Annotated in this window: 19 protein-coding genes; all 19 read right to left on the bottom strand. The window is 33.1% G+C overall.

The features are described from left to right. Positions 1-4 precede the first annotated feature (4 nt). Positions 5-1,099: an aminotransferase class V-fold PLP-dependent enzyme gene (locus tag CUL_RS0104830; protein WP_005583157.1), complete on the bottom strand. Its 1,095-nt coding sequence runs from the start codon at positions 1,097-1,099 to the stop codon at positions 5-7. Between the two features lie 13 nt (positions 1,100-1,112). Beyond that, positions 1,113-2,015, bottom strand: coding sequence for a phosphotriesterase family protein (locus tag CUL_RS0104825; RefSeq protein WP_005583158.1), 903 nt, complete (start codon positions 2,013-2,015; stop codon positions 1,113-1,115). A gap of 146 nt (positions 2,016-2,161) precedes the next feature. Next, positions 2,162-3,481, bottom strand: coding sequence for a YhfT family protein (locus tag CUL_RS0104820; RefSeq protein ID WP_005583159.1), 1,320 nt, complete (start codon positions 3,479-3,481; stop codon positions 2,162-2,164). A 3-nt stretch (positions 3,482-3,484) separates the two neighbouring features. Continuing rightward, the gene (locus tag CUL_RS0104815) at positions 3,485-3,853 is read right to left on the bottom strand and encodes a DUF2620 domain-containing protein (RefSeq protein WP_005583160.1); all 369 of its coding nucleotides are present in this window, start codon (positions 3,851-3,853) and stop codon (positions 3,485-3,487) included. 114 nt (positions 3,854-3,967) lie between these two features. Continuing rightward, positions 3,968-4,333 carry a PRD domain-containing protein gene (locus CUL_RS0104810; protein WP_025640684.1) on the bottom strand — a complete coding sequence of 122 codons (366 nt, stop codon included), beginning with the start codon at positions 4,331-4,333 and terminating at the stop codon, positions 3,968-3,970. A gap of 52 nt (positions 4,334-4,385) precedes the next feature. Next, the gene (gene yhfZ / locus CUL_RS0104805) at positions 4,386-5,300 is read right to left on the bottom strand and encodes a GntR family transcriptional regulator YhfZ (protein WP_035142900.1); all 915 of its coding nucleotides are present in this window, start codon (positions 5,298-5,300) and stop codon (positions 4,386-4,388) included. Between the two features lie 184 nt (positions 5,301-5,484). Next, positions 5,485-6,717, bottom strand: coding sequence for an NAD(P)/FAD-dependent oxidoreductase (locus tag CUL_RS0104800; protein WP_025640682.1), 1,233 nt, complete (start codon positions 6,715-6,717; stop codon positions 5,485-5,487). Then, positions 6,714-7,163, bottom strand: coding sequence for a 4Fe-4S dicluster domain-containing protein (locus CUL_RS0104795; protein WP_005583164.1), 450 nt, complete (start codon positions 7,161-7,163; stop codon positions 6,714-6,716). The genes CUL_RS0104800 and CUL_RS0104795 overlap by 4 nt, the downstream gene beginning before the upstream one ends. 13 nt (positions 7,164-7,176) lie before the next feature. Then, entirely contained in the window at positions 7,177-9,060 is a 1,884-nt protein-coding gene (gene cooS, locus CUL_RS0104790) for an anaerobic carbon-monoxide dehydrogenase catalytic subunit (protein WP_025640681.1), read from the bottom strand. A 90-nt stretch (positions 9,061-9,150) separates the two neighbouring features. Then, on the bottom strand, positions 9,151-9,567 hold the full coding sequence (locus CUL_RS0104785) for an RrF2 family transcriptional regulator (RefSeq protein WP_025640680.1): 417 nt from the start codon (positions 9,565-9,567) through the stop codon (positions 9,151-9,153). Between the two features lie 137 nt (positions 9,568-9,704). Continuing rightward, positions 9,705-10,514: a pseudouridine-5'-phosphate glycosidase gene (locus CUL_RS0104780; RefSeq protein WP_025640679.1), complete on the bottom strand. Its 810-nt coding sequence runs from the start codon at positions 10,512-10,514 to the stop codon at positions 9,705-9,707. Next, positions 10,492-11,592 carry a sugar ABC transporter substrate-binding protein gene (locus CUL_RS0104775; RefSeq protein ID WP_005585081.1) on the bottom strand — a complete coding sequence of 367 codons (1,101 nt, stop codon included), beginning with the start codon at positions 11,590-11,592 and terminating at the stop codon, positions 10,492-10,494. Before CUL_RS0104775 ends, CUL_RS0104780 begins: the two co-directional genes overlap by 23 nt. A gap of 41 nt (positions 11,593-11,633) precedes the next feature. Further along, positions 11,634-12,602 carry an ABC transporter permease gene (locus CUL_RS0104770; protein WP_051403502.1) on the bottom strand — a complete coding sequence of 323 codons (969 nt, stop codon included), beginning with the start codon at positions 12,600-12,602 and terminating at the stop codon, positions 11,634-11,636. Beyond that, the gene (locus CUL_RS0104765; RefSeq protein ID WP_025640677.1) at positions 12,595-13,374 is read right to left on the bottom strand and encodes an ATP-binding cassette domain-containing protein; all 780 of its coding nucleotides are present in this window, start codon (positions 13,372-13,374) and stop codon (positions 12,595-12,597) included. Before CUL_RS0104765 ends, CUL_RS0104770 begins: the two co-directional genes overlap by 8 nt. 183 nt (positions 13,375-13,557) lie before the next feature. Further along, on the bottom strand, positions 13,558-14,526 hold the full coding sequence (locus CUL_RS0104755) for a P1 family peptidase (RefSeq protein WP_025640676.1): 969 nt from the start codon (positions 14,524-14,526) through the stop codon (positions 13,558-13,560). A gap of 87 nt (positions 14,527-14,613) precedes the next feature. Beyond that, entirely contained in the window at positions 14,614-16,344 is a 1,731-nt protein-coding gene (locus tag CUL_RS0104750; protein WP_025640675.1) for a 5'-nucleotidase C-terminal domain-containing protein, read from the bottom strand. A gap of 88 nt (positions 16,345-16,432) precedes the next feature. Beyond that, a complete protein-coding gene (locus CUL_RS17905) occupies positions 16,433-17,275 on the bottom strand; it encodes a transposase (RefSeq protein WP_025640674.1) in 843 nt (280 codons plus the stop codon). Between the two features lie 180 nt (positions 17,276-17,455). Then, on the bottom strand, positions 17,456-19,438 hold the full coding sequence (locus tag CUL_RS0104740; protein ID WP_025640673.1) for a 5'-nucleotidase C-terminal domain-containing protein: 1,983 nt from the start codon (positions 19,436-19,438) through the stop codon (positions 17,456-17,458). A gap of 102 nt (positions 19,439-19,540) precedes the next feature. Then, positions 19,541-20,467 carry a glutamate formimidoyltransferase gene (gene ftcD / locus CUL_RS0104735; RefSeq protein WP_025640672.1) on the bottom strand — a complete coding sequence of 309 codons (927 nt, stop codon included), beginning with the start codon at positions 20,465-20,467 and terminating at the stop codon, positions 19,541-19,543. Positions 20,468-20,621: the final 154 nt, after the last annotated feature.

The following is a 20,621-nucleotide window of genomic DNA, read 5'->3' as shown; positions in this document are numbered from 1 at the left end:
CACCTCATATCAATACTTTATTTACTGCTTCTTTAAGAACCCTTATAATAGTATCAGCTCCAGATCTCATAGGATTAATCCTAATCATATAATCTTCTAGCTTAGGATTATGAGCTAAAAATGTACCCGATACTCTATAAAACATTCCCGTAACTTCATACCTTGACTCAGCTCCTACTGGATAAGGGGCTCCTCCTAGAATATTGGTATACTCTAGTACCTTTTTAGCTATAGGAGCTTCGAATTCTACAAGTATTACCCTTGACTGAGCATTTGCTATAAATGCAGACTTAACGCCTTTTACCTCTCCCTTATTTATTCTTGATACTACTTCATCTCCTACTTGTTTTTGAATGGCCAACATTACTGGAGCATATACTAAAGATCTCAATGCATCCATAGCCTCATAACCTTGTACCTGACTTCCACCAGAATAGTTCATATCTTTTATCCTATCTATGGTTTTCTTATCTCCTACTACACAACCTATTCCCTGAGGACCTAAAAGCTTAAATAATGAAAATGCGCTAATATCTCCACCACTTTGAATTCCTATTTTCTCCGCCTTCATAACAACATAATTATCATCAATTAAAATATATAAATTTTTATTAATTTGTTTTAGTCTTTTAATTGTTTCCTCTAGGTTATATCTATCATCTATTCTTTGCCTTGAATGTTGGATGAGACAGAATTCCACTTCCTTAATTGTTTTCTCATTAAAATCATCCATTATATTGAAATCCACCTTAACTGGTTCTAGTCCCATGGATTCAATAATAACCTTTGTAGTTGGATATATTGGTGCATCATGGATCAATATTTTATCATTAGGCTTAACTTTAGCATTTATAACATTTCTAATAGCACCAGTTCCAGCACCCCTTACTAATATACAGGCCTCTCCATGGAAAAAATCTGCTATTACTTTTTCTACTTTTTCAGTATAAGTAGGTTTCCCTATACCAGGCACTACTCCATAGTCTCCAGCATTTAAAAATTCATCACCTCTAAAATGTCTGTGAATTATATCTACAAGTCTAAACTGAAATTCTTTTGCCTTTTCTATATCCATAGTTTCTATTGGGTAAACTTTCAACTTTCTTCCCCCTTTAAGATATATTGAGTAATCTATTTGGATTATCCACCAAAAATTTACTAATCGTCTCTTCTTTAATTCCCGATTCAATTAATAAAGGTATAAATTTATCAACAATATAAGAATATCCAATTCCTTTATATTTTTTTAAATGGGATTTTCTAGTTAAATCTAAAGATAAGACAATTTGATTTTCATGTCCCCTTGCTACTAATTCTTTTATTAATTGAATTCTATTTTCATCAGGTTGATAATTTATTTTACCAATTGTATCGAACCCTAAATAACAACCCTTATCAGCAACTCTTAGATGATATTCCATATTATAATTTAAATCCATATGACCTATTAATACTTTTTCTAAATCAACATTTCTTTCTTCAAGTATTTGTATTTGCTCTAACGCCATTGTTCCCAAGGTAGTATGGGTAAAAATTGGCCTTCCTGTATTTAGATGTACATTTCCTATAATATAAAAAAGTCTTCTTTCTGTATCTGTAATTCTGTTATGACTAGTACCCACTTCCCCTAAGACATGAGCCTTTATATGGGTTCCATCCATACCTTCCTCAATATCTTTAATTAACATATTAGATAATTCTTTATCACTTAATTGGTAAAAATATTGGGGTAAAAAGGGCTCTTTATAAAATCCAGTACTAGCAATTATATTTAATCCTGTTCTTTCAGCTAATTCTACCATTATTAGAACATCTCTGCCCATACCACGATTTGTAACTTCAACTATTGAATCGATTCCTTTTTTCTTAAGTTCTTTTAATTCTAACATTACCTCATTTGTATCGTTATAATTCGTATCAGGATCTTTTTTATGGCCTGATAAATCCAGTTTAATATGTTCATGTATATAGGTTTTACCAAGCCTTTTTACCTTTCCTTTTACTGTAGTAATCATATCCTTACTCCTTCTTTTTTCTAAATATTTTTAGATAAACCTGTCAATACTTTAATTGTCATTAAAATACTGACAACTTTATCTAAATAGCAGCTAAACTAAGTTAAGGGAGAAGTTTCTCCCTTAACTTAAAAGGATTCCTTATTTTACCCAATAGGGAATAAGCCTAATAGGTGAAGAATATTTACTATTAAACCCATTGTTATAGCACCAAGGGGTCCAATAGCCATAGATGCAATAGGCTTCTTTGAAACCTGATTTAAGAAAAATAGACCAATTACCCAAATATAACCTATAGTAGGAGCTATTGCATTAGCTGCTAACATACCACCAACAAGCAATGCAATATCTAATACTTTGGACATTGCAGTACGTGCATTATCTCCTAATTCTTTCATACCTGGGAATTTATCCATTCCTGTAGCTATAAATCCTAATAATAGAATTTCTATTGCCATTATTAAAGCCCCAACAAAGAAAGAACCTACCATTCCCATGATCCCCATATTGATAAATAGGATTGCAGGAACATGGACAGCTTTAGTACCCGCCGGTGAATATACTCCTGAAATAATTGCAGTAGTCATTACTAAAGGTATAAATCCTAAAGTTCTTCCTAATGCAACCATTGCTGCTTCAGCATATTGACCCTCAGCCGTAAGAGTTAAAGAAGCTGGCCCTTCAGCAATTAACAATAGGGTTGTAGCCAATGCAACAATTCCACCACTAATAGCTAAAACAAACATATTTTTTCTAATCTTTTCTATATTTTTACCGAATACTGCAAATGCACTTGCTGTTTCCCCATCTGATTTCTTATTATGCCTTGCGGCAACAAAAATCATAGCAGCAATACCAAACAACAACGCCATACCATCAGCATTTAATACAACTTCTACTGTTTTTATAGAAAATTTACCATATAGAGATGTTATTTGTTTTATGATCATAGTTAAAACTAATACAATTCCACCTTTTACTACTCCTGCTTGATATGCAACTGCTATTGCTGGAAATACTGAAAAAGAAACAATTATTAAACTTCCTACTGTACCTAGATCTCCAGTAAAATCAATAGGCAATACTGAAAAAATATCCATTATTACCTGCATGCCAAATAACAAAACAACTCCAAATAATGCACCTACCGATGTGGATATCCATTTGCCCTTTTCGTTATCCGGAAATAGAGTACCTATAATATCACAAGCCAACATAATAGTATGAACGATAATTATTTTGCCTGCAATAGATGTAGGAATACCAAATCCTATTACCAGACCAAATGATAAAGCAAAACTTGTAGCAAACAAAGTCTTTCTATCCATTACACCATCAAAATATTGAGGATATAAAGGGCGTAAGCCATCATGAAATACTGCTATATTTTGGTTTGCTAGGTAAGTACAAATACCACCCAAAGCAGCCATGACAATTATGGTGAGTAAATTAATTTCAAATAACATTGTCTATTCCTCCTTATTCAATATTTCATCAATCAAAATTGGAATAACCTTCTCTGCGTCAGTATTTACAAAACCAAAAGCTTTCTTTCCATCTTTAACTGCTTTTCTCATTTCTTCCTCTGACAAAACCTTTCCAGGAATACTTACAGATAAACAATTTGCTGCACCGATTATTCCAATAGCCATAGCTAAAGCCCCTCCTGCTCCTGTTGCACAAGAACCAAAGTAATAATCTGCTTGTCCATTTTTTAGATCAAGTACAGCTTCTATATCTCCTTTAATATTAACTTTAACCTTTCCTTTACCATATTCTTCAATAAGCTTTCCAATTTGTTGTTTGTCCATCTGTCCACCAACAACAATATTTACCATTTAAATCTCCTCCCTTACTTTTTCTATTTATATGTCTATTAGCTCACATATCCACAAACAATCACCTCTTTGCATGTAATTATTTTTTAGACCAGTCATAATAGACAAGAGTCCTTAGTTATTTATATTATTTAAATTACATAAATGGAGAGCTATATATCCGAATTCTGATTTGGGTATTTCAATATTGAATTTTTCTTCCAATTTGCTAATTAATGAAGGTACTCTATCATAGATAGCAGAGGTTTTTACTTCTCCCATTAAAACATCATCAAGAGGCAAAATCTCTTCTCCTTTTTTAATCCTTGCTAAAGCCATTGCCATATGAGTTACTAGCATAGACCCGTTTTTCTCGGTTATTGTTAAAGACAATTCCCTCTCAATTATTTCTGTAAACTCCTTGATAATTTGTATTATATCTTCATCTATTTCTCCAGCATCTAATAATAAATTTAATCTCATTAACAACATATTATCCATTTCATTACCTCCAAAAGAATATACAGTTTTCAGTATATTGAAATTAAAAAAATTAATACATAGGAATAATCTGGCATTCTAACACCTTTTTTTGAATATTTTCAATATATTCCATATCAATAAATTTTTTAATTATATTTTTAAGTTCTAAATTATTATTATTTATAACCATAACTGCCATAGTATCATTTTTATTTATTTCTAGGCTTTTTGGGTTTTTAAGCCTTTGCGTATTAAACTTTAAACCTTTTTCTTTAATCTCATCTTCATTCCATACTGCTGCATCTATTTCTTTATTTTTTAGTTTTTCTACTATCTGATTATAAGATGTTTCAATATATTTTACATCTTTTCCTTCACATTCATATTTAGTTAATAAAAACTGGTCTGGTGAAGCAGTATCTATTCCTATTCTCATACCATCCTCTATTTTATTAACATGATTATCTCTAAATAGTATAATATGCTCTCCTACATAACTTCCTTCTTTAAAAATATGCATCACATCAATAAATTTAAATTTATCTTTTTCATGAGTTGCAGCCAATTTAGAGGTAATAGTGAAATCATATTTTCCCATATCTAATGCTTCAATTCTTTTTCCTGCCCCTCTCATGAAGGCTAAACTAAAGGGAATATCAGCTTTTTCAAAAGCTTTGTATAATCCTGTGGCTAAACCTTCATAACGTTTAGAATAAGGTAAAGGCATAACTCCCATTACTACTCCAAAGTCAGAAATACTCCATAATTTCTTATAATCAATAGATAATATAAAAGTACCCAAATGTCCTCTACTCTCAAGCCCTATTGCTCCTTCATCCTCTAAAAGTTTAATTGCAGACTGGACTGTACCTCTTCCAGTACTAAAATTCTCAGCATAATCTCCTACAGTTCTTATTCTATCCCCTATATTATAGCTAATAAGCTCTCTAGCCAAAAGCATTGCAACTTCGCCATTTTTAGACATTAACTTTCTCTTACAACTAAGCATATCTATCTTCCTCTTTCAAATTCACTATCAGTATACAGAATATTGTATATTAATAATAGCATATTAAGCAAAGGTTTGCAATGCTTTTTTATATAATTTAGAAGCAAAAAATAAGTTCCCACTTTTAATCATTAAAACTTCTGATGGGAACTTACTAAATCTATATTATTTTATACTCAAACTCTCCATTGGGTTTAACATGGAAGAAATCTCCATAGCCTATCTTGAATATATTTTTATCTATTGAATCCATAGCAATTCCATCTCCAATTATCTTTGTAAAAGGGCCTATATAGGATATATCATTTTGGAATATAGCCCCATAGACAATACCATCTTTGTGCACTATCTTCTTATATATTTGTCCGTCATCATATATGCTAATCTGGTAACTATGGTCTTTAGGATTTGGATTACCTATAGATATAGTTGGAATACCATAGAAATTCATGGAGTTTTTAAATCCAAAAGAACTCTCTATTTTTTTATCAATCCCAACCATATTATATGCTGCAGTTATACCTTCATTTACCGCTAAAGGCCATATACCCGGTTTATTTGCACAGACATCTCCTGCTGCATATATATCCTCTTCAGCCGTTTGACATCTATTATCGACTATAATCCCCCTGTCGAATTCAATATTTGTACCTTCAATAAAATCTGCATTAGCCCTAACCCCGGCAGCTACTACTACCATATCCGTTCCAATTCTTGTACCATCTGTTAATATTACCTCTACCACATTATTTTCTGAATCTAATACCCCCTTCTGAGCTAATTTATCCGTTAATATAGTAGCCCCTCTTTTCATTAACTCCCTTTCATAAGTTTTAGCACTTCTCTCATCCAATTGCATAGGCAATATATTTGACACCATTTCCACAATATGGACTTTAAGACCCCTATTTATAAGCTCCACAGCAATATCTATGCCTATCAATCCTCCACCAATAACTACTGCAGTTTTAGATATGTTTACAAGTTTGTCTATGGCCATAGCATCCTCTAAATTTCTTAGGGTAAATACATTTTTGCCTTCCCTTAAGTTTTCTACAGGAGGAATTGCCGCTGATGAACCGGTAGCTATAAGGAGTTTATCATATTCATGGAAAGTACCATCTTCTAATATCACCTTCTTTTCCTTTGATTCAACCTTACTAACCCTTTTGTTTTTTATCCATTCTATATTATTCCTATTGAAAAAATCTTTATCTATAAAGGATAAAGTCTCTAAATTTCTTTTTTTACCTATATATAGATGGAGCATACATCTGGAATAGACCTTATCATCAACAGATATTAGGGTAATAGAACTATTTTTATCTAATTTTCTCAAAGTTTTTGCTCCATTAATACCAGCCGCACTAGCGCCTAATACTAAATATTTCATTCCATCACCTCCACTGTATACAATGCTTTAGTAGGGCAGAATTCTACACATCTTGGAGTATCCTTGTTATCGCACATATCGCATTTCATAATGACTTCCTTATTTACTCTGTCTGGCTTTAAAACCCCATAGGGACAGGACATTACACACATAAAGCAAGCTGCACATTTATCTTTATCGTATTCTACTAATCCCGTTTCATCATTTTTAGTCATGGCACCACTCATGCAGGTAATTGCACACTCTGGTTCCTGACAGTGACGGCATACAATGGGAATGGGATTTTGCTTATGATCTAACTCTATATGATTTCTACTTTCGTTAGTCCTATCTTCTAAATCCAAATCATAAATAGACTTCCCCTTTTCATTGTGTTCAGCCATACATCCTAATACACAACCAAGACAGGCCATACATTTATCCTTATCAATCATTATCCTTTTCATCTCTAATCCCCCTTTAAATACCCAAGGCATTTCTTTTAGATAGGATAATATTTTCTAATTTATCTGCTGTACTTAAGACATCATCGTCCATGATTAACCTACCACCTGTTAATTCTTCCAAGTCTTCAGTCAAAACTTTAGTAACTATTTTACTGCCAGTTATATAAGGTGGTTTCGCTAAATGTAGAGGTAACCCTAAAGCAAGAGCAAAAGCACCATCTGCTAAAGCCTGTTCTTCTAACCATTGAGGCGCAGAAAGAATAAGTGGCAGTTGTGGTAAATCTATATAAAGTATTCTAGCTAATTCTTTAGCAACAGCTTCCAACCTTCCAATAGATAAACAGGGTCCAAAGTTTAATACTGGAGGAATGCCTAATTGTTCACATATACTTCTTAAACTATCTCCAGCTAATGCTGCTGCCTGTGGAGACATAAGTCCAACATTTTCTAAACCTCCACTAGAACATCCTGCTGATAAAACTATAATATCCCTTTTTATAAGTTCCTTTGTAAGTTCAACGGTAAATACATCATGCCCGCCTGAAACCAGATTGGAACAACCAACAATTCCTGCAATCCCTTTTATCTTACCTGCTACTATTAAATCTATTAACGGCTTATAGCTACCTCCTAAAAATTCCCTCAATGAATCCTCGCTAATTCCAGTTAAGGTATCATCATTTCCATGATTAGCTGGCATATTTATCTTTATTTTATTTCTTCTATTCTTATAGCTCTTTATCCCTTCTTCTATTACATAGAGAGAAATGTTTTCCCTATCTTCATAGGAATACTGAACAAATTCTGCCTTCTGCTTTTTAGCCACATCATCAATACATATCATCTTCACCATTAATTCTTCAGAAATAGGCTCTATACCTGGAAAAGTACAGTTAAACTCAGATAAAACCAAATCTATACTACCAGTAGCAATTAGAGCCTCACTAGTAAAATTGTTTCCAGAATGACCTGAAAATACATCCTGATAATGTTCTCCCCTTAACTGTAAATCTTGACCAACACAGGTTGAACCAACTAATTTAAATCCCTTTGCCCCAACCTCCTTAGCTTTTTCCTTTGCATAATATGAAACTAAAGCCTCTTGAAGGTGGGAGAATAAAGAATGCTGATGACCAGTAATCATGATATTTATATAGTCTGGATCTAAAACCTTAAACCCTACACTAGCAGGTCTTATCTGAGGCTCTCCTAGCATTATATCGTTCAGTTTGTTTGTTAAAAATAACCCATATAATCCGGTGGAAATACCAAGATTTAAAGCGTGTAACAACATATCTACAGGATCACTATTAAGGTTAGTAGAGGTTTTTACTAAGGAATCAAAGACTTCTGATTTTGCTCCTCCCGGTAATATGCCTAGTTCTTGCCATCTTTCGTATCGTGGTTCATAGGCTAGTTTTTCTACTAATTCCATTTCCTTAAATCTAGGTTTGTATAAATCCTCCAATACCTTTTCGCCAATTTTAACTGCTTTCTGATGATAACCTCCTCCATCAATTTCAAATAGTTGAGCTAATTGATTTAAAGTATTCTTGCCCTTTATCTCTCCCTTTTTTTCTCCAGTTTCTTTTAAATTCCAAGCAGCATTCTCTACTATATGGAGATAACAAGCGGATCCAGCAGTAACTGCTCTTAAAAAATTCCTAGCTACAATAGTATCCGATGTAGCACCACATACCCCTTTTGGAGCATCTGGAGTAATCCTGCAGGGTCCATTAGCGCAAAGTTTACAACAAACTCCTTGGAGTCCAAACCCACATTTAATATCCTGAGTCTCTATCCTATGATGACAGGTGTCAAATTCCAATTCTGCAATAAAATTTTCCAATATTTTATCTGCAGAATTGCAAGTAGCAGCTTTCATTTTCAAAGCCATAAAAATACCCCCTTAATATTATACTTATCATGTTAACGTTTACCACTTTGGTGTACTTTTATTTAAAAATATATGGAAGTTATACACTTCCTATATTTTATAATCATCTAAAATGGTTTGAAAATTAATGGATTCTAAATCCTTTTTTAAATTCTCTTGAACATGGTATAAAGCTTTATGAATAGAACAATTTTTTACACCAATATTATTACATTCCTCTGGGTCGTATAGACATCTATTTATATAAATAGGCCCATCTACGGCTTCTACCACATCTAATAAAGTTATATCCTGCGGTTTTCTATTTAAAACATATCCTCCATTTACCCCCATAAAAGATTCTACCAATCCTGCATTTCTCAATTTCTGTAGTAATTTTAATAGAAATCTAACAGGTATATTTTGTTCCCCTGCTATTATATTTGCACTTACCCTAGCACCTGGCTCCATTGTACATAGATAATATACAGCTCTTAGAGCATAATCTGCTTCTTGAGTTATTCTCATTGATCTTCTCCTTGTTTAAAGTTATACCAATTTAGTGTACTTTCATTATATGTTAATTATTTGGTATTGTCAATATTAAAAATTAAAAAGCAAAAATCAAATGGCAAAAAATTTATTCACCACTTGATTTCCTTATACTATTTATTCTCAGTTATTATCTCTGCTAATTTTATATTAGAAATTAAAGATTCAAGTTGAATTTTTGATGATAAACCAAAACTCAGTCTATCAAAACAAGCATTAGCTGCTGGATGATAATGTTGTCCTTTTTCTTCAGCTTCTTTACCAGCTCTAATAGCTTCCTCTAAAAAAGATCCATCTTTCAAGCGTTGATCCTTAGGTATTGGATTTAAAACTAGATTACAACCATATTCCAATTGATTTGCATCTTCATAGGATAATTTCTTTAATAGCCTATAAGGCTTAAGACTTAATATATATCCATCACAATATTCTGTTTCAAACCCTAATATATTTACCCCGTGATCCTTAAGCCAGTTTAAAGTCCCTTCTATATCTAGCATATCTTTAGGTGATGTAGCCACAAGGGTAATATCCATTTGGGAAAGAGCAGGTAAGTCATAACAAAGCCTTTCCTCTTTAATATCTCCTATTCCTCCTATACCAGCTGAAACTACTACCGGGCAGCCTATTTCTTTGGCTACTGCCATAGTACCTGAAGCTGTAAGATAGGCGTTTATATTAGTATTACACTCTTCTTTAACCTTACGGCCATCAAGTCTAGTCCAGCTATCCCTTTCCTGTCTTGATGTGATGAACTCCTCAATGGTTCCTATGCGTATTTTTCCCTTTTCCATCCAAGCTAACATTGCTCCTTTGGGCCAAGCAGATAATATCTCATAATCCTCTACGGATATAAGGCCATGGCCTAACAAAGCCGTTTCTACCAAGTAGTTTTTAGGTCTATTTCCATCCGTCAAAATCATTTATATTCTCCTTATTTACCACTGCAAGGGGAGAGTATACTGGGCCTTCCACTTCTTCACCTTGAACAATTTTTAGAGATAAAAGCAAAGCTGCTTTTGTATATACCGATGGGGAATAGGTAATAGAACCATCAAGACGCCCTTCCTTTATAGCTACCTGTGCCTCTTCTGTAAAATCTACACCATATACTATAATTCCATCCTTTTTATCAGCTGTTTCTAAAGCTTCTACTGCAGCAAGAGCCATTACATCATTACAAGCAAATATTCCTTTTAAATCTGGATGAGCTTGAATAAGATCTGTAGCAATATTATAAGCTGTATTTCTATCCCAATTCCCAGGTTGAATACTTACAATTTCAACTCCTTCTGTGTTTTCAAAGACCTCTTTTGCTCCTTTAGTACGACCTTCACTCTGTCCAGCTCCAGGGATACCTTGTATTATTGCTACTTTGCCACCATCAGGCATTTGTTTTAACATATCTTCGGCAACCATTTTACCTTGATTCTCGAAATCCACAGTAATAATGCCATCCACATGTCCACCTTGTTCTTTTAATGCATCTTGATTTACTCCAGGCCCTAAATTTATTACGGGTACATTAGCTTGATTAGCTCTTAATAGCCCTGGAATTAAATTGTTACCATCTATTGGTGAAAATATAATAGCATCGTAATCCTTCACTATCATTCCATCTAATGTCTCAAGTTGGGAAGTAGTATCACCTTCTGTAGGTGCAGATAGTACTTCTACTTCAATTCCTAATTCTTCTCCAGCCTTTTCATATTTATCCTTCATATTTGACCAGAAGGGATTAGTAAGAGAAATTATTAAAACACCAATTTTTTCTCCTCCATCAAGTTCTGGCATTGGTTCCAATTGATCCATTAATATTTCTTCCATTTCAGCAATTTTAGAATTACCTTCCTCTTCACTATTATTTTCTTCTACTAAATCCATTTCTTCTGCATCCTTTGTACTATCTAATTCTCTAGTTTCCATATCCTTAGACGTACAACCAATTAGCATGCTAATTAACATAGTTAAAACTAATACTAATGATATAACTTTTTTCATTTTATTACTTCATCTCCTTTAAAATATGTTTTCTGCAATTATCAAATCTGTATCTGTCTTCTTTGCCTTATTTCTGATATTGATACAGATATGATAATGATTGCCCCTATGAACAACTGCTGATAATATGAAGAAATACTCAATAAAGTTAGGCCATTTCTAACTACTCCTAACAGAAGGCAAGCTATTACTGTACCACCAATACTAGCTTTACCTCCTTTCATAGAAGTTCCTCCTAAAATGACAGCAGCAATAATATCTGATTCTAGCATAAACCCTGCATTAGGTTCAGCTGCATTAAGCCTTGATATATAGATTAATCCTGCTAATCCAGCCATTAATCCAGAAAATATGTAAATTGTTGTCTTGTAAAAATTAACAGAAACCCCTACTCGTCTTAAGGCCTCCTCATTTCCACCTAGAGCAAGGCTATATTGTCCCCATTTTGTATATTTAAGTAAAAAAACAGAGAGTATAGCCATAAATATTCCTAATATTATTGGAGGATTGATCTTACCAAGATCCCCTTTTCCAAAATATGTAATTTGGGGAGGAAAACCGTATATTGGCATACCCTCTGTTATTACCAAGCTAATTCCTCTAAATAGGGACATACTACCTATAGTCACAATAAAAGGAGCTATTTTAAGCTTTGAAATAATAACACCATTAATAGCACCTAATATCCCACCTATTAAAACCCCTATTATAGATGACAACACTACAGATACTCCACCCTTTAGCATTAATCCAATACATATTCCAGTTAGTGCAACAATACTTCCTACAGATAAATCAATACCTCCAGAAGAAATCACGAAAGTCATTCCTATGGCCATTATTAACTGTGTTGAAGTATGGTCAAGTATATTTCTTAAATTATTCCAAGTAAGAAAATATGGAGATTTTATTGACAAAAATATAACTAATAAAATCATAATTCCAAGTAAAAATAATTGTGTAAAAGGTTTTTCTATTCCAACAGACTTCTTATCATATCCTTTAATCAATACATTCACTCTCTCTTAAACAATTCTTAGCCCCAAGGCTAATTCTCTCCCTTAGTTCCTGCGGTGTAACTTGGTTTTTCATTACATCATCAACTACTTCACCATGTTCCAGAATAAAAATTCTATCAGATATATCAAATACCTGATATATATCATGACTTATAATTAGTACTGCAAATCCTTTATCAGGTAACGATTTTATCAAGTGATTAGCTGCTGTAGATTCCTTTACCCCCATGGCAGCTGTTGGCTCATCAAAAATTATTAGTTTTTTCCCCTGGTAAACAGCCCTTCCAATTGCCACAGACTGCCTCTGGCCTCCCGACAAATAACCTACAGGTGTTTTTAAATAAGGAATATTTATATTAAGGTTTTTTAGTAGAAACTCAGTTTCTCTATACATCTTTTCATAATCCAATATAAAACCGAATTTAGTTATCTCCTTACCTAAAAAAATATTTCCGGTCACATCCCTAAAATTATCTAAAGCCAAATCTTGATAAACTGTTGCTATACCTTTTTCATAAGCTAGTTTAGGTGTGATATATTTGTAAAGATTATCCTCTATGTATATACTCCCACTATCCGGTCTTATAGTACCAGATAGAATTTTAATAAGGGTACTTTTACCAGAACCATTATCTCCAACTATTGCTGTTATTTTATTCTTTTCAATTTCCATAGTTACATTCTTTAAAGCATTTACTTTTCCAAAACTCTTTGAAATATTTTTTAAGGATGCAAATACTATATTTCCCTTTGGCTCTTCCATAACTTTCTCCTTATTATCCTTATTATTCTTGAACCTTTAGCTATTTTAGCATAATTAATCCTTTTATTCCAATTAATAAAATCTATGTAAGTATAGATTGTATAGGTTTTTTTAATACTACCTATAAACAAAGACTCCCTCTCATTTTATATTGAAATAAGAGGGAGTTATATTTCTATATTACTAATCCATATTTAATTCTCTATAAGCTTTAAAACCATAGGCAGATTCTGCAGATTTAATAGCATTTACTACTGCTCTCTCCATAGCTCTTGCTGCTAAAAATCCTACTACGTTTATATCAGCTTCTATTTTCCCTGTGGCCATAGCAAATATAGTATCGCCATCAAATATGGAATGAGCTGGCCTCATGGTTCTTGCATAACCATTATGAGACATGGAAGCTAGCTTATTAGCCTCAGCCTTTGTAAATATTCCGTTGGTGGCTACAACACCTATAGTAGTATTACCACTAAAAATATTCTTCTTTTCACTATACTTTTTAGCCATTATATTTTCCGTTCCAGCTAAATTTTTCTTATCTTCATCTAATAAGCCCGCTAAAACCTCTCCAGTTTCTGGATCGATAATATCTCCTAAGGCATTGACAGCTACTATAGCACCTACCTTTAAATCTCCTATCTGGATGGCATATGACCCTAATCCACCTTTCATAGCCCTTTCTATCCCTAAAAATTTTCCTACAGTCGCCCCAGTTCCTGCACCAATATTTCCATTAGGGCATTCCTTTTCCGTTGCATTAACACAGGCTTTATATCCCATTTCTAAATCAGGCCTTACTTTATAATCTCCTACTACCAAATCAAATAACACTGCACTACATACAATAGGTACCTTAGTTACTTGTACATCGAATCCAATATCCTTTTCTTCTAAGTATTTCATAGCTCCAGAAGCTGCATCCAGCCCAAAAGCTGAGCCTCCAGATAGCATTACAGCATGGATTTTATCCACTAAATTTTGTGGATCTAATAAATCCGTCTCCCTAGTTCCGGGAGACCCTCCTCTTACATCTACTCCACCAGTGGCACCTTCCTCACATATAATTACTGTACAACCAGTTGCAGCTTTTAAATCCTGAGCATGACCTACCTTGATTCCATCTATATCTGTAAATTGTATTTCTTTCATCTTATGCCTCCTCCTATATTTCAGCTATCATAAATAAGTTCCCACCTTGGTATCAAACACCTTGGTGAGAACTTATTAAATATTATTCTATTTTGTAGGTACCAATATTTTCTGTCCTGGGAATATTAAATGTGGGTTTTTAAGTTTATTATATTCAGCTAATCTTTCCCATGTAGTGTTGAACTTTTCAGCAATTCTCCACAGTACATCTCCCGATTTTACTATATAGGTTTCTTCTACTGCTACTTCTGGTTCTTCTATCTTTTCTGATTCTTCTCCTTTTTCTACTTCTGTTATCCTACCTTCAACAGAAATATCTACTTCTCCTAATTCTTGTATATACTGAGCTAACATCTCATCAAAAGCTGCAAATTCAGCCACAATATTTCCGTTTGCTAAAGCTTCATAACCATCTCCACCAACAGCCATAAAATCATTAGTAGCTAATTTATATACCTTATTTAAATCTACAGGTTCGCCTTTAATTACTAGGTCTTTTACTCTATTGCCTGGTTCTCCAGTTGGATCTATTTTAAAGGTCATACCAGCTACTTGAGGGAATTTCCCTGCAGACTCTGGATATTCTGTAACCCCATGTTCTAGAGCATTCAATATATCTATACCTTTGATCTCCATCATAACTCCATAGTTACCAAATGGGAAAGCTTCTAATACATGGCCTTTAGTAATTTCACCTATTTCAATAGGAGATCTAATTCCTCCACCATTTGTTATAGCCACATCAGCTCCCGTTATACTAAGCATAGCATCAGCCATTAGGTTACCAAAATTAGACTCTTGGGTCCTAACTATTTCCCTATCTCCATCTAGTCTCACCTTAGTACTTCCAATTACCGTTGATAATACTTCCTTATTCTCTTCTTCTAAGCCTTCGATTATTCCTTTAACTTCTTCATCTTCTTTTAATTCTTCCGCTTCTTCCCTAGTAAATAGTGTGGCTTCTTTTTTAGTTATTTCACCATCAGTAAATTCTATATTTACAATTCCAATATTGTTAAGATAGTTTCCTGTTTGAACTAGTAAAGTATCTCCAATTAATCTTCCCGCTTCTAAAAGGGTATGGCTATGTCCATCTACCATTAAATCTATCCCTTCTACTTTTTCTGCTATATCAGAAGACTTTGGATTGCTTTCATCGTCTACACCAATATGAACTAAGGCTATTATCATATCTACTTCTTCTTCCTTTAATTTTTGAACCATTTCTTCTGCTTTAGCTACTGGATCTACAATATCTATCCCTTCAGTATTTTTAGGATTAGATTTATACTTGCTTTCTTCTGTAGCCAATCCAAATATACCTATTTTAAGTCCATCTACCTCTTTTATAGTATATTCCTCTAAATCCTTAGTGCCATCATCTTTAATAACATTTGCAGCTAATATTGGAAACCCTGCCATTTCATTTAATTCAACCAGCCTATCATAACCATAGTTAAAATCATGGTTTCCTGGAGTCATAGCATCATAACCTATTTCATTCATTAGCCTAATCATTGCTTCCCCACGGGAAACGGTTATTATTGGTAAACCATGAATAGTATCACCTGCATCTAATACCAATACATTTGGATTCTCTTCCTTTAACTCTTTTACCTTTGTTGCTAACCTAGGGAATCCAATTTCATTGTCACCAGTTGTAACCCTACTATGAATATCATTAGTATGGACAATGGTAAGTTTGACTACTTCCCCTTCCTCAGCGAACACTAAATTTTGTACCGGTACTAAAAGCATACCTAATACTAGTGCTAAGGATAAAAATAGACTTAACAACCTTTTGTTTCTTAGAAACATTTTTAAATCTCCCCCTTTTTTGATTAAATATATTGATTACCAATTACCCGTTTTATGGGTATTATACACATCAACCTTTGTCCTAAACCTACTTTTTTAGGATATTTCTGGTGGAAGTCCCTGAAACTCCTATATTCTCCCCTATCTGCCTATATGAATATCCTTCATCTCTCCCCAGTTGTATATATTTAATTTTATATTTTGTTAAATACCTTTTTCTGGAACCCTTTTTTATAAGATTGAATTCATTTTCTGTAGGACAAGATCTCTTCAATATTTCATCTAAGGTAGTTCTTTCATCTTTTTTCGTTTTCTCAAAGGATCTTATAAATGCCTGTGAGCCTATTATTCCATTTCCTTCATAAAAATTCTTCAGATTTTCATAATTAGATATTTCTTGATCCATTAATTCAACATATTTTGTCAAAGATTCTTTCCTGTCTAGAGAAAGTGTATCTAATAGAACATCTATATCTACTATATTTCCTATGTTCATTCTATAGAATATATCACTACTCCATTTGTATTCTTCTATTGAGTTACATATATTAGCTGCCACTGGATTATTATGTATATATCTTACAAGTTCTAGTAAATAACTTTCATCTTGAATTAACACACTAGTATATCTACCTTTAAATACTGGACCTCTTCTCCCCATTTTCAAATTATAATATTTAGCATATTTACTGTTTATATTATGCATTATCCTACTAATAGAAATATTAAAAGTCCGCATTAAAAGATGATAATAATTATCCATTATAACATAGGCAAATATTTTGAAATCATAAATATCCCTAGATTCATTTAATAGTTCCAATAAATAAAGTTTATCTTTCTCCTCTTTAAAAACTAATCCCCTATTATTTCCCCCTTGGATTATATGATAAATAGCACCATAATATTGAATTCGAGGCTTTCTACCCATATTGTTCCCCCTAATCTAATTATCCTATATAGAATATTCTACATAAATTACATATTTCCTTCTTTTTCTTTATTTTATCCTTTTCCCGGGAAATATATAGGATTTAATATAAATTAGTCGAAAACTTTTATTATAAATAAGTTCCCATTAGCAAAAATGCAAATGGGAACTGTATGATAATTAATTTGCAGGAATTAATATTTTCTGTCCAGGGAATATAAGATGTGGATTCTTCATTTTATTATATTCGGCTAATTTTTCCCATGTAGTATTGAATTTTTCAGCAATTTTCCACAACACATCTCCTGATTTTACTACATATTCGTCTACTTTTACTTCTTCTACTACTACTGACTCTTCTACTTCTATAGATGAAGATGCATGTTCTCTTAACACTTCTTCAGGTATTAAACCTTCTTTAATCAATTCATATACATTTAAGGCCCTACTATTAATACTTCTTCCGTCTTCAGAAGTTGGAATTTCTATTTTACCTTCATTAACTTGTTCTATTATATAATCTCTAAGTGGATGATCTAAATCTGCACCAATTATTTCCCAATTATTATCAACCTTTGGTTCTATAGTCCCTGACTCCCTTATATATTGGGCTATATAGGATCTTAAAGATATTGGGTCTGAGTTGAAATAGGGTTCTCCACTAATAATTCCCATACTTTGAAGACCACTAAGTCTATAGTTGTTTATAGTCAATTTAAAAGTATCTTCATCTTTAACAGGTTCACCTTTAAACTTCAAATCAACTATTCTCTCACCTGCCGGCTTAGAGATATCTATTTTATAGTCTACTCCTTGGAACATATCATAATTATAAGCCCTAATATCTGGATTAAAGCTTATAGTTATATCTCCTGGTTTATAGGTATTATAATAGGAAGCCGACCATTCCATATAATCTTTTAATTCCTTACCTGTAACTTCTACTCCTACAAGGGTATTTGGATATTTATATATGTCGAAAATACTACTATAAGTAATATCCCCTTGCCTTATATTAGAAGAAGGTTGGAATAATGCAGCTGAAGATATATCTGCTCCTGAATATTTAAGCTGTACATCGTTGATTAAATCCATTACTGCCGTGTCTCTAATTTGTCCCTCTGGAATACCCTTCACTTCAGAAGCTGGATGGAAATCTTCTGTTGCTTGACCTATTACATCTTCTAAAAATTCTAATGTAGCTTCATGGTATCCCTTAGCATATTCTTTTAATTCCTCTGAAGCTTCATAGTCGGTTACTTCAATTAATTCTACCTTCCTATCAATTACATTCCACCTTTCTCCATCCTTCTTAAGAGTTAAATCAAATCTTACTACCTGTCTTCCTGCATCCCTTGCACCACCAACCAATGTAGTACCTACGGTTTCAGCTACTGAAGCATGACTATGGCCGACTAGCATAGCTTCAATTTCTGGATTCTTTTCAATTGCAAGCCTTACTGAATCTGCTTCACTATATTCTTCCTCTAAACCAGCATGGGCTGTAGCAATTATTATATCTACTTGATCTTTTAATTCCTTTACATATTTGTCTGCAGCTTTATCTATAGCTTCAAACTCTAATTCCGTTACCTTAGGTCCATCCCATCTTGGAATATTTGGATTACCAAGACCTAAAATACCAATTTTAATACCAGCTACTTCTTTAATAATATATGGTTTAGCAAAATTAGTTCCATCTTTCCAGTAGATATTAGCACCTAAGATCGGAAATTCTGCTTCTTCAACTATTTTGTCGATTAATTCAAGTCCAAAGTTAAACTCATGGTTTCCCAAAGTCATAGCATCATATTCCATAAAATTCATAACATCGATTACTGGATGAGGTAAATCTAGTTTTGTATTATATAAGTCATCTGAAAGGATTGTTCCTTGAATAGTGTCTCCGTTGTCCAATAACAGGGTATTAGGATTTTCCTCTCTAATCTCCTTAATTACCGAATATACTTTAGCTATACCTAAATCCTCTACCTCTTTCCCATCTTCATAGGACCAATTGTATATATTTGCATGTAGGTCAGTAGTTCCTAAAATAGTTAATTGTACCGTTCCTTCTTCTGCTTGTGCCGGTAAAGTAAAAACTCCTATAATCAGCAAAAATGAAAGCACAAGGCTAAACAGTTTTTTACCCTTATAACTCACGCTAAATCCCCCTTTTTAAATATAATTAGTATGTTTATACCCTTTTATGGTAATAAAAACCTCCCATTTTGGTATCAGACACCTAAGGGAGGTCTACAATCATTATTCCATTAGATGAGATTCTAGTATTTGGTCTCGTCTCAACCCTTGTAATCCCAAATAATATTCTAAATTGTTTAGCAAATAATCTAATTTCACTGGTCCTACTAATTCTGAACCGGTAACGGCCACTCCATACTTTTTAGCCTCTTGTTTTACCAATTCAAAAGTTCTATAAAGTGGTGTAGATGCACAGTCAAACATATTCATAGAAACTACTACTCCTTCTCTTTCTGGGAATTTAATACCAACTGCCCTAACTGTAGAGAATCCACCACTAGGTCCTCTTACTGCTTTTGCTATTTCTTTAGCTATATTTACATCTTCTGTAGCTAAAAACACATTATAGGCAGTTAATCCTTCCATATCAGCACTAACTATAGTTGCTCCGGATTTTTCGCTTAACTTTCCTTCTACTGATAAGTCTGGCTTTCTATTATCATAATCCGGATGATTAGAATCCTCTAATAATGCCTTTAACCCTTCATATTGTCCCTTTCTTATATAGGAGATGCTTTTTTTATCTTTTGTTCTAGCATTTTCTGCTGAAAAGTATATTGGTACTTTATACTTTTCAAATAATTCCTTTCCTATTTCTTCTGCTAACTGGACACATTCTTTTAAAGAAATATTCCTCAATGGAAAAATAGGTATAGTATCCTGAGCACCAATTCTTGGATGGGTTCCTTCTTGCTCCCTCATATCTATAAGTTCATATGATTTCCCAGCCATAGCAATTAAAGCTTCCTTTAAAGGCTCTGGTTCACCTACTATTGTAACTACCGTTCTATTAAAATCGTGTTCTGGTTCATAACTTACTAGTTTTACTCCTTCTCTATCCTTAACTTCAGCTACTATGGCTTCAATTACATCCTTTCTTCTACCTTCACTAAAGTTTGGAACTGCTAATATGTACTTCTTAGCTACCATATTTAAGCCCCCCTTTATCTATAATCCTAAATATGATAGCATAAATTCTACAATTTTTCTTTGTAGGTTTTCTATAAAGATATTATTTTACAAGGCTTTAAATTATTACAATTATATTACAAATAAGTTGCCTATTATGTACCAACCATAAACT

The organism is [Clostridium] ultunense DSM 10521 (genome assembly GCF_000511955.1).
GTDB lineage: Bacteria > Bacillota > Clostridia > Tissierellales > Tepidimicrobiaceae > Schnuerera > Schnuerera ultunensis.
Note: the sequence above shows the minus strand (reverse complement) of the source record. Positions and strands in the feature narration are given on the sequence as shown.

What these genes read in the sequence shown, in the direction of transcription:
- CUL_RS0104825 (WP_005583158.1), bottom strand. Translation starts at nt 2,015, where the DNA reads ATGATTACTACAGTAAAAGGAAAGGTAAAAAGGCTTGGTAAAACCTAT.
- yhfZ (WP_035142900.1), bottom strand. Translation starts at nt 5,300, where the DNA reads ATGTCTAAAAATGGCGAAGTTGCAATGCTTTTGGCTAGAGAGCTTATT.
- CUL_RS0104780 (WP_025640679.1), bottom strand. Translation starts at nt 10,514, where the DNA reads ATGATTTTGACGGATGGAAATAGACCTAAAAACTACTTGGTAGAAACG.
- CUL_RS0104800 (WP_025640682.1), bottom strand. Translation starts at nt 6,717, where the DNA reads ATGAAATATTTAGTATTAGGCGCTAGTGCGGCTGGTATTAATGGAGCA.
- CUL_RS0104750 (WP_025640675.1), bottom strand. Translation starts at nt 16,344, where the DNA reads ATGTTTCTAAGAAACAAAAGGTTGTTAAGTCTATTTTTATCCTTAGCA.
- CUL_RS0104795 (WP_005583164.1), bottom strand. Translation starts at nt 7,163, where the DNA reads ATGAAAAGGATAATGATTGATAAGGATAAATGTATGGCCTGTCTTGGT.
- ftcD (WP_025640672.1), bottom strand. Translation starts at nt 20,467, where the DNA reads ATGGTAGCTAAGAAGTACATATTAGCAGTTCCAAACTTTAGTGAAGGT.
- CUL_RS0104765 (WP_025640677.1), bottom strand. Translation starts at nt 13,374, where the DNA reads ATGGAAGAGCCAAAGGGAAATATAGTATTTGCATCCTTAAAAAATATT.
- cooS (WP_025640681.1), bottom strand. Translation starts at nt 9,060, where the DNA reads ATGGCTTTGAAAATGAAAGCTGCTACTTGCAATTCTGCAGATAAAATA.
- CUL_RS0104785 (WP_025640680.1), bottom strand. Translation starts at nt 9,567, where the DNA reads ATGAGAATAACTCAAGAAGCAGATTATGCTCTAAGAGCTGTATATTAT.
- CUL_RS0104810 (WP_025640684.1), bottom strand. Translation starts at nt 4,333, where the DNA reads ATGGATAATATGTTGTTAATGAGATTAAATTTATTATTAGATGCTGGA.
- CUL_RS0104775 (WP_005585081.1), bottom strand. Translation starts at nt 11,592, where the DNA reads ATGAAAAAAGTTATATCATTAGTATTAGTTTTAACTATGTTAATTAGC.
- CUL_RS17905 (WP_025640674.1), bottom strand. Translation starts at nt 17,275, where the DNA reads ATGGGTAGAAAGCCTCGAATTCAATATTATGGTGCTATTTATCATATA.
- CUL_RS0104820 (WP_005583159.1), bottom strand. Translation starts at nt 3,481, where the DNA reads ATGTTATTTGAAATTAATTTACTCACCATAATTGTCATGGCTGCTTTG.
- CUL_RS0104755 (WP_025640676.1), bottom strand. Translation starts at nt 14,526, where the DNA reads ATGAAAGAAATACAATTTACAGATATAGATGGAATCAAGGTAGGTCAT.
- CUL_RS0104815 (WP_005583160.1), bottom strand. Translation starts at nt 3,853, where the DNA reads ATGGTAAATATTGTTGTTGGTGGACAGATGGACAAACAACAAATTGGA.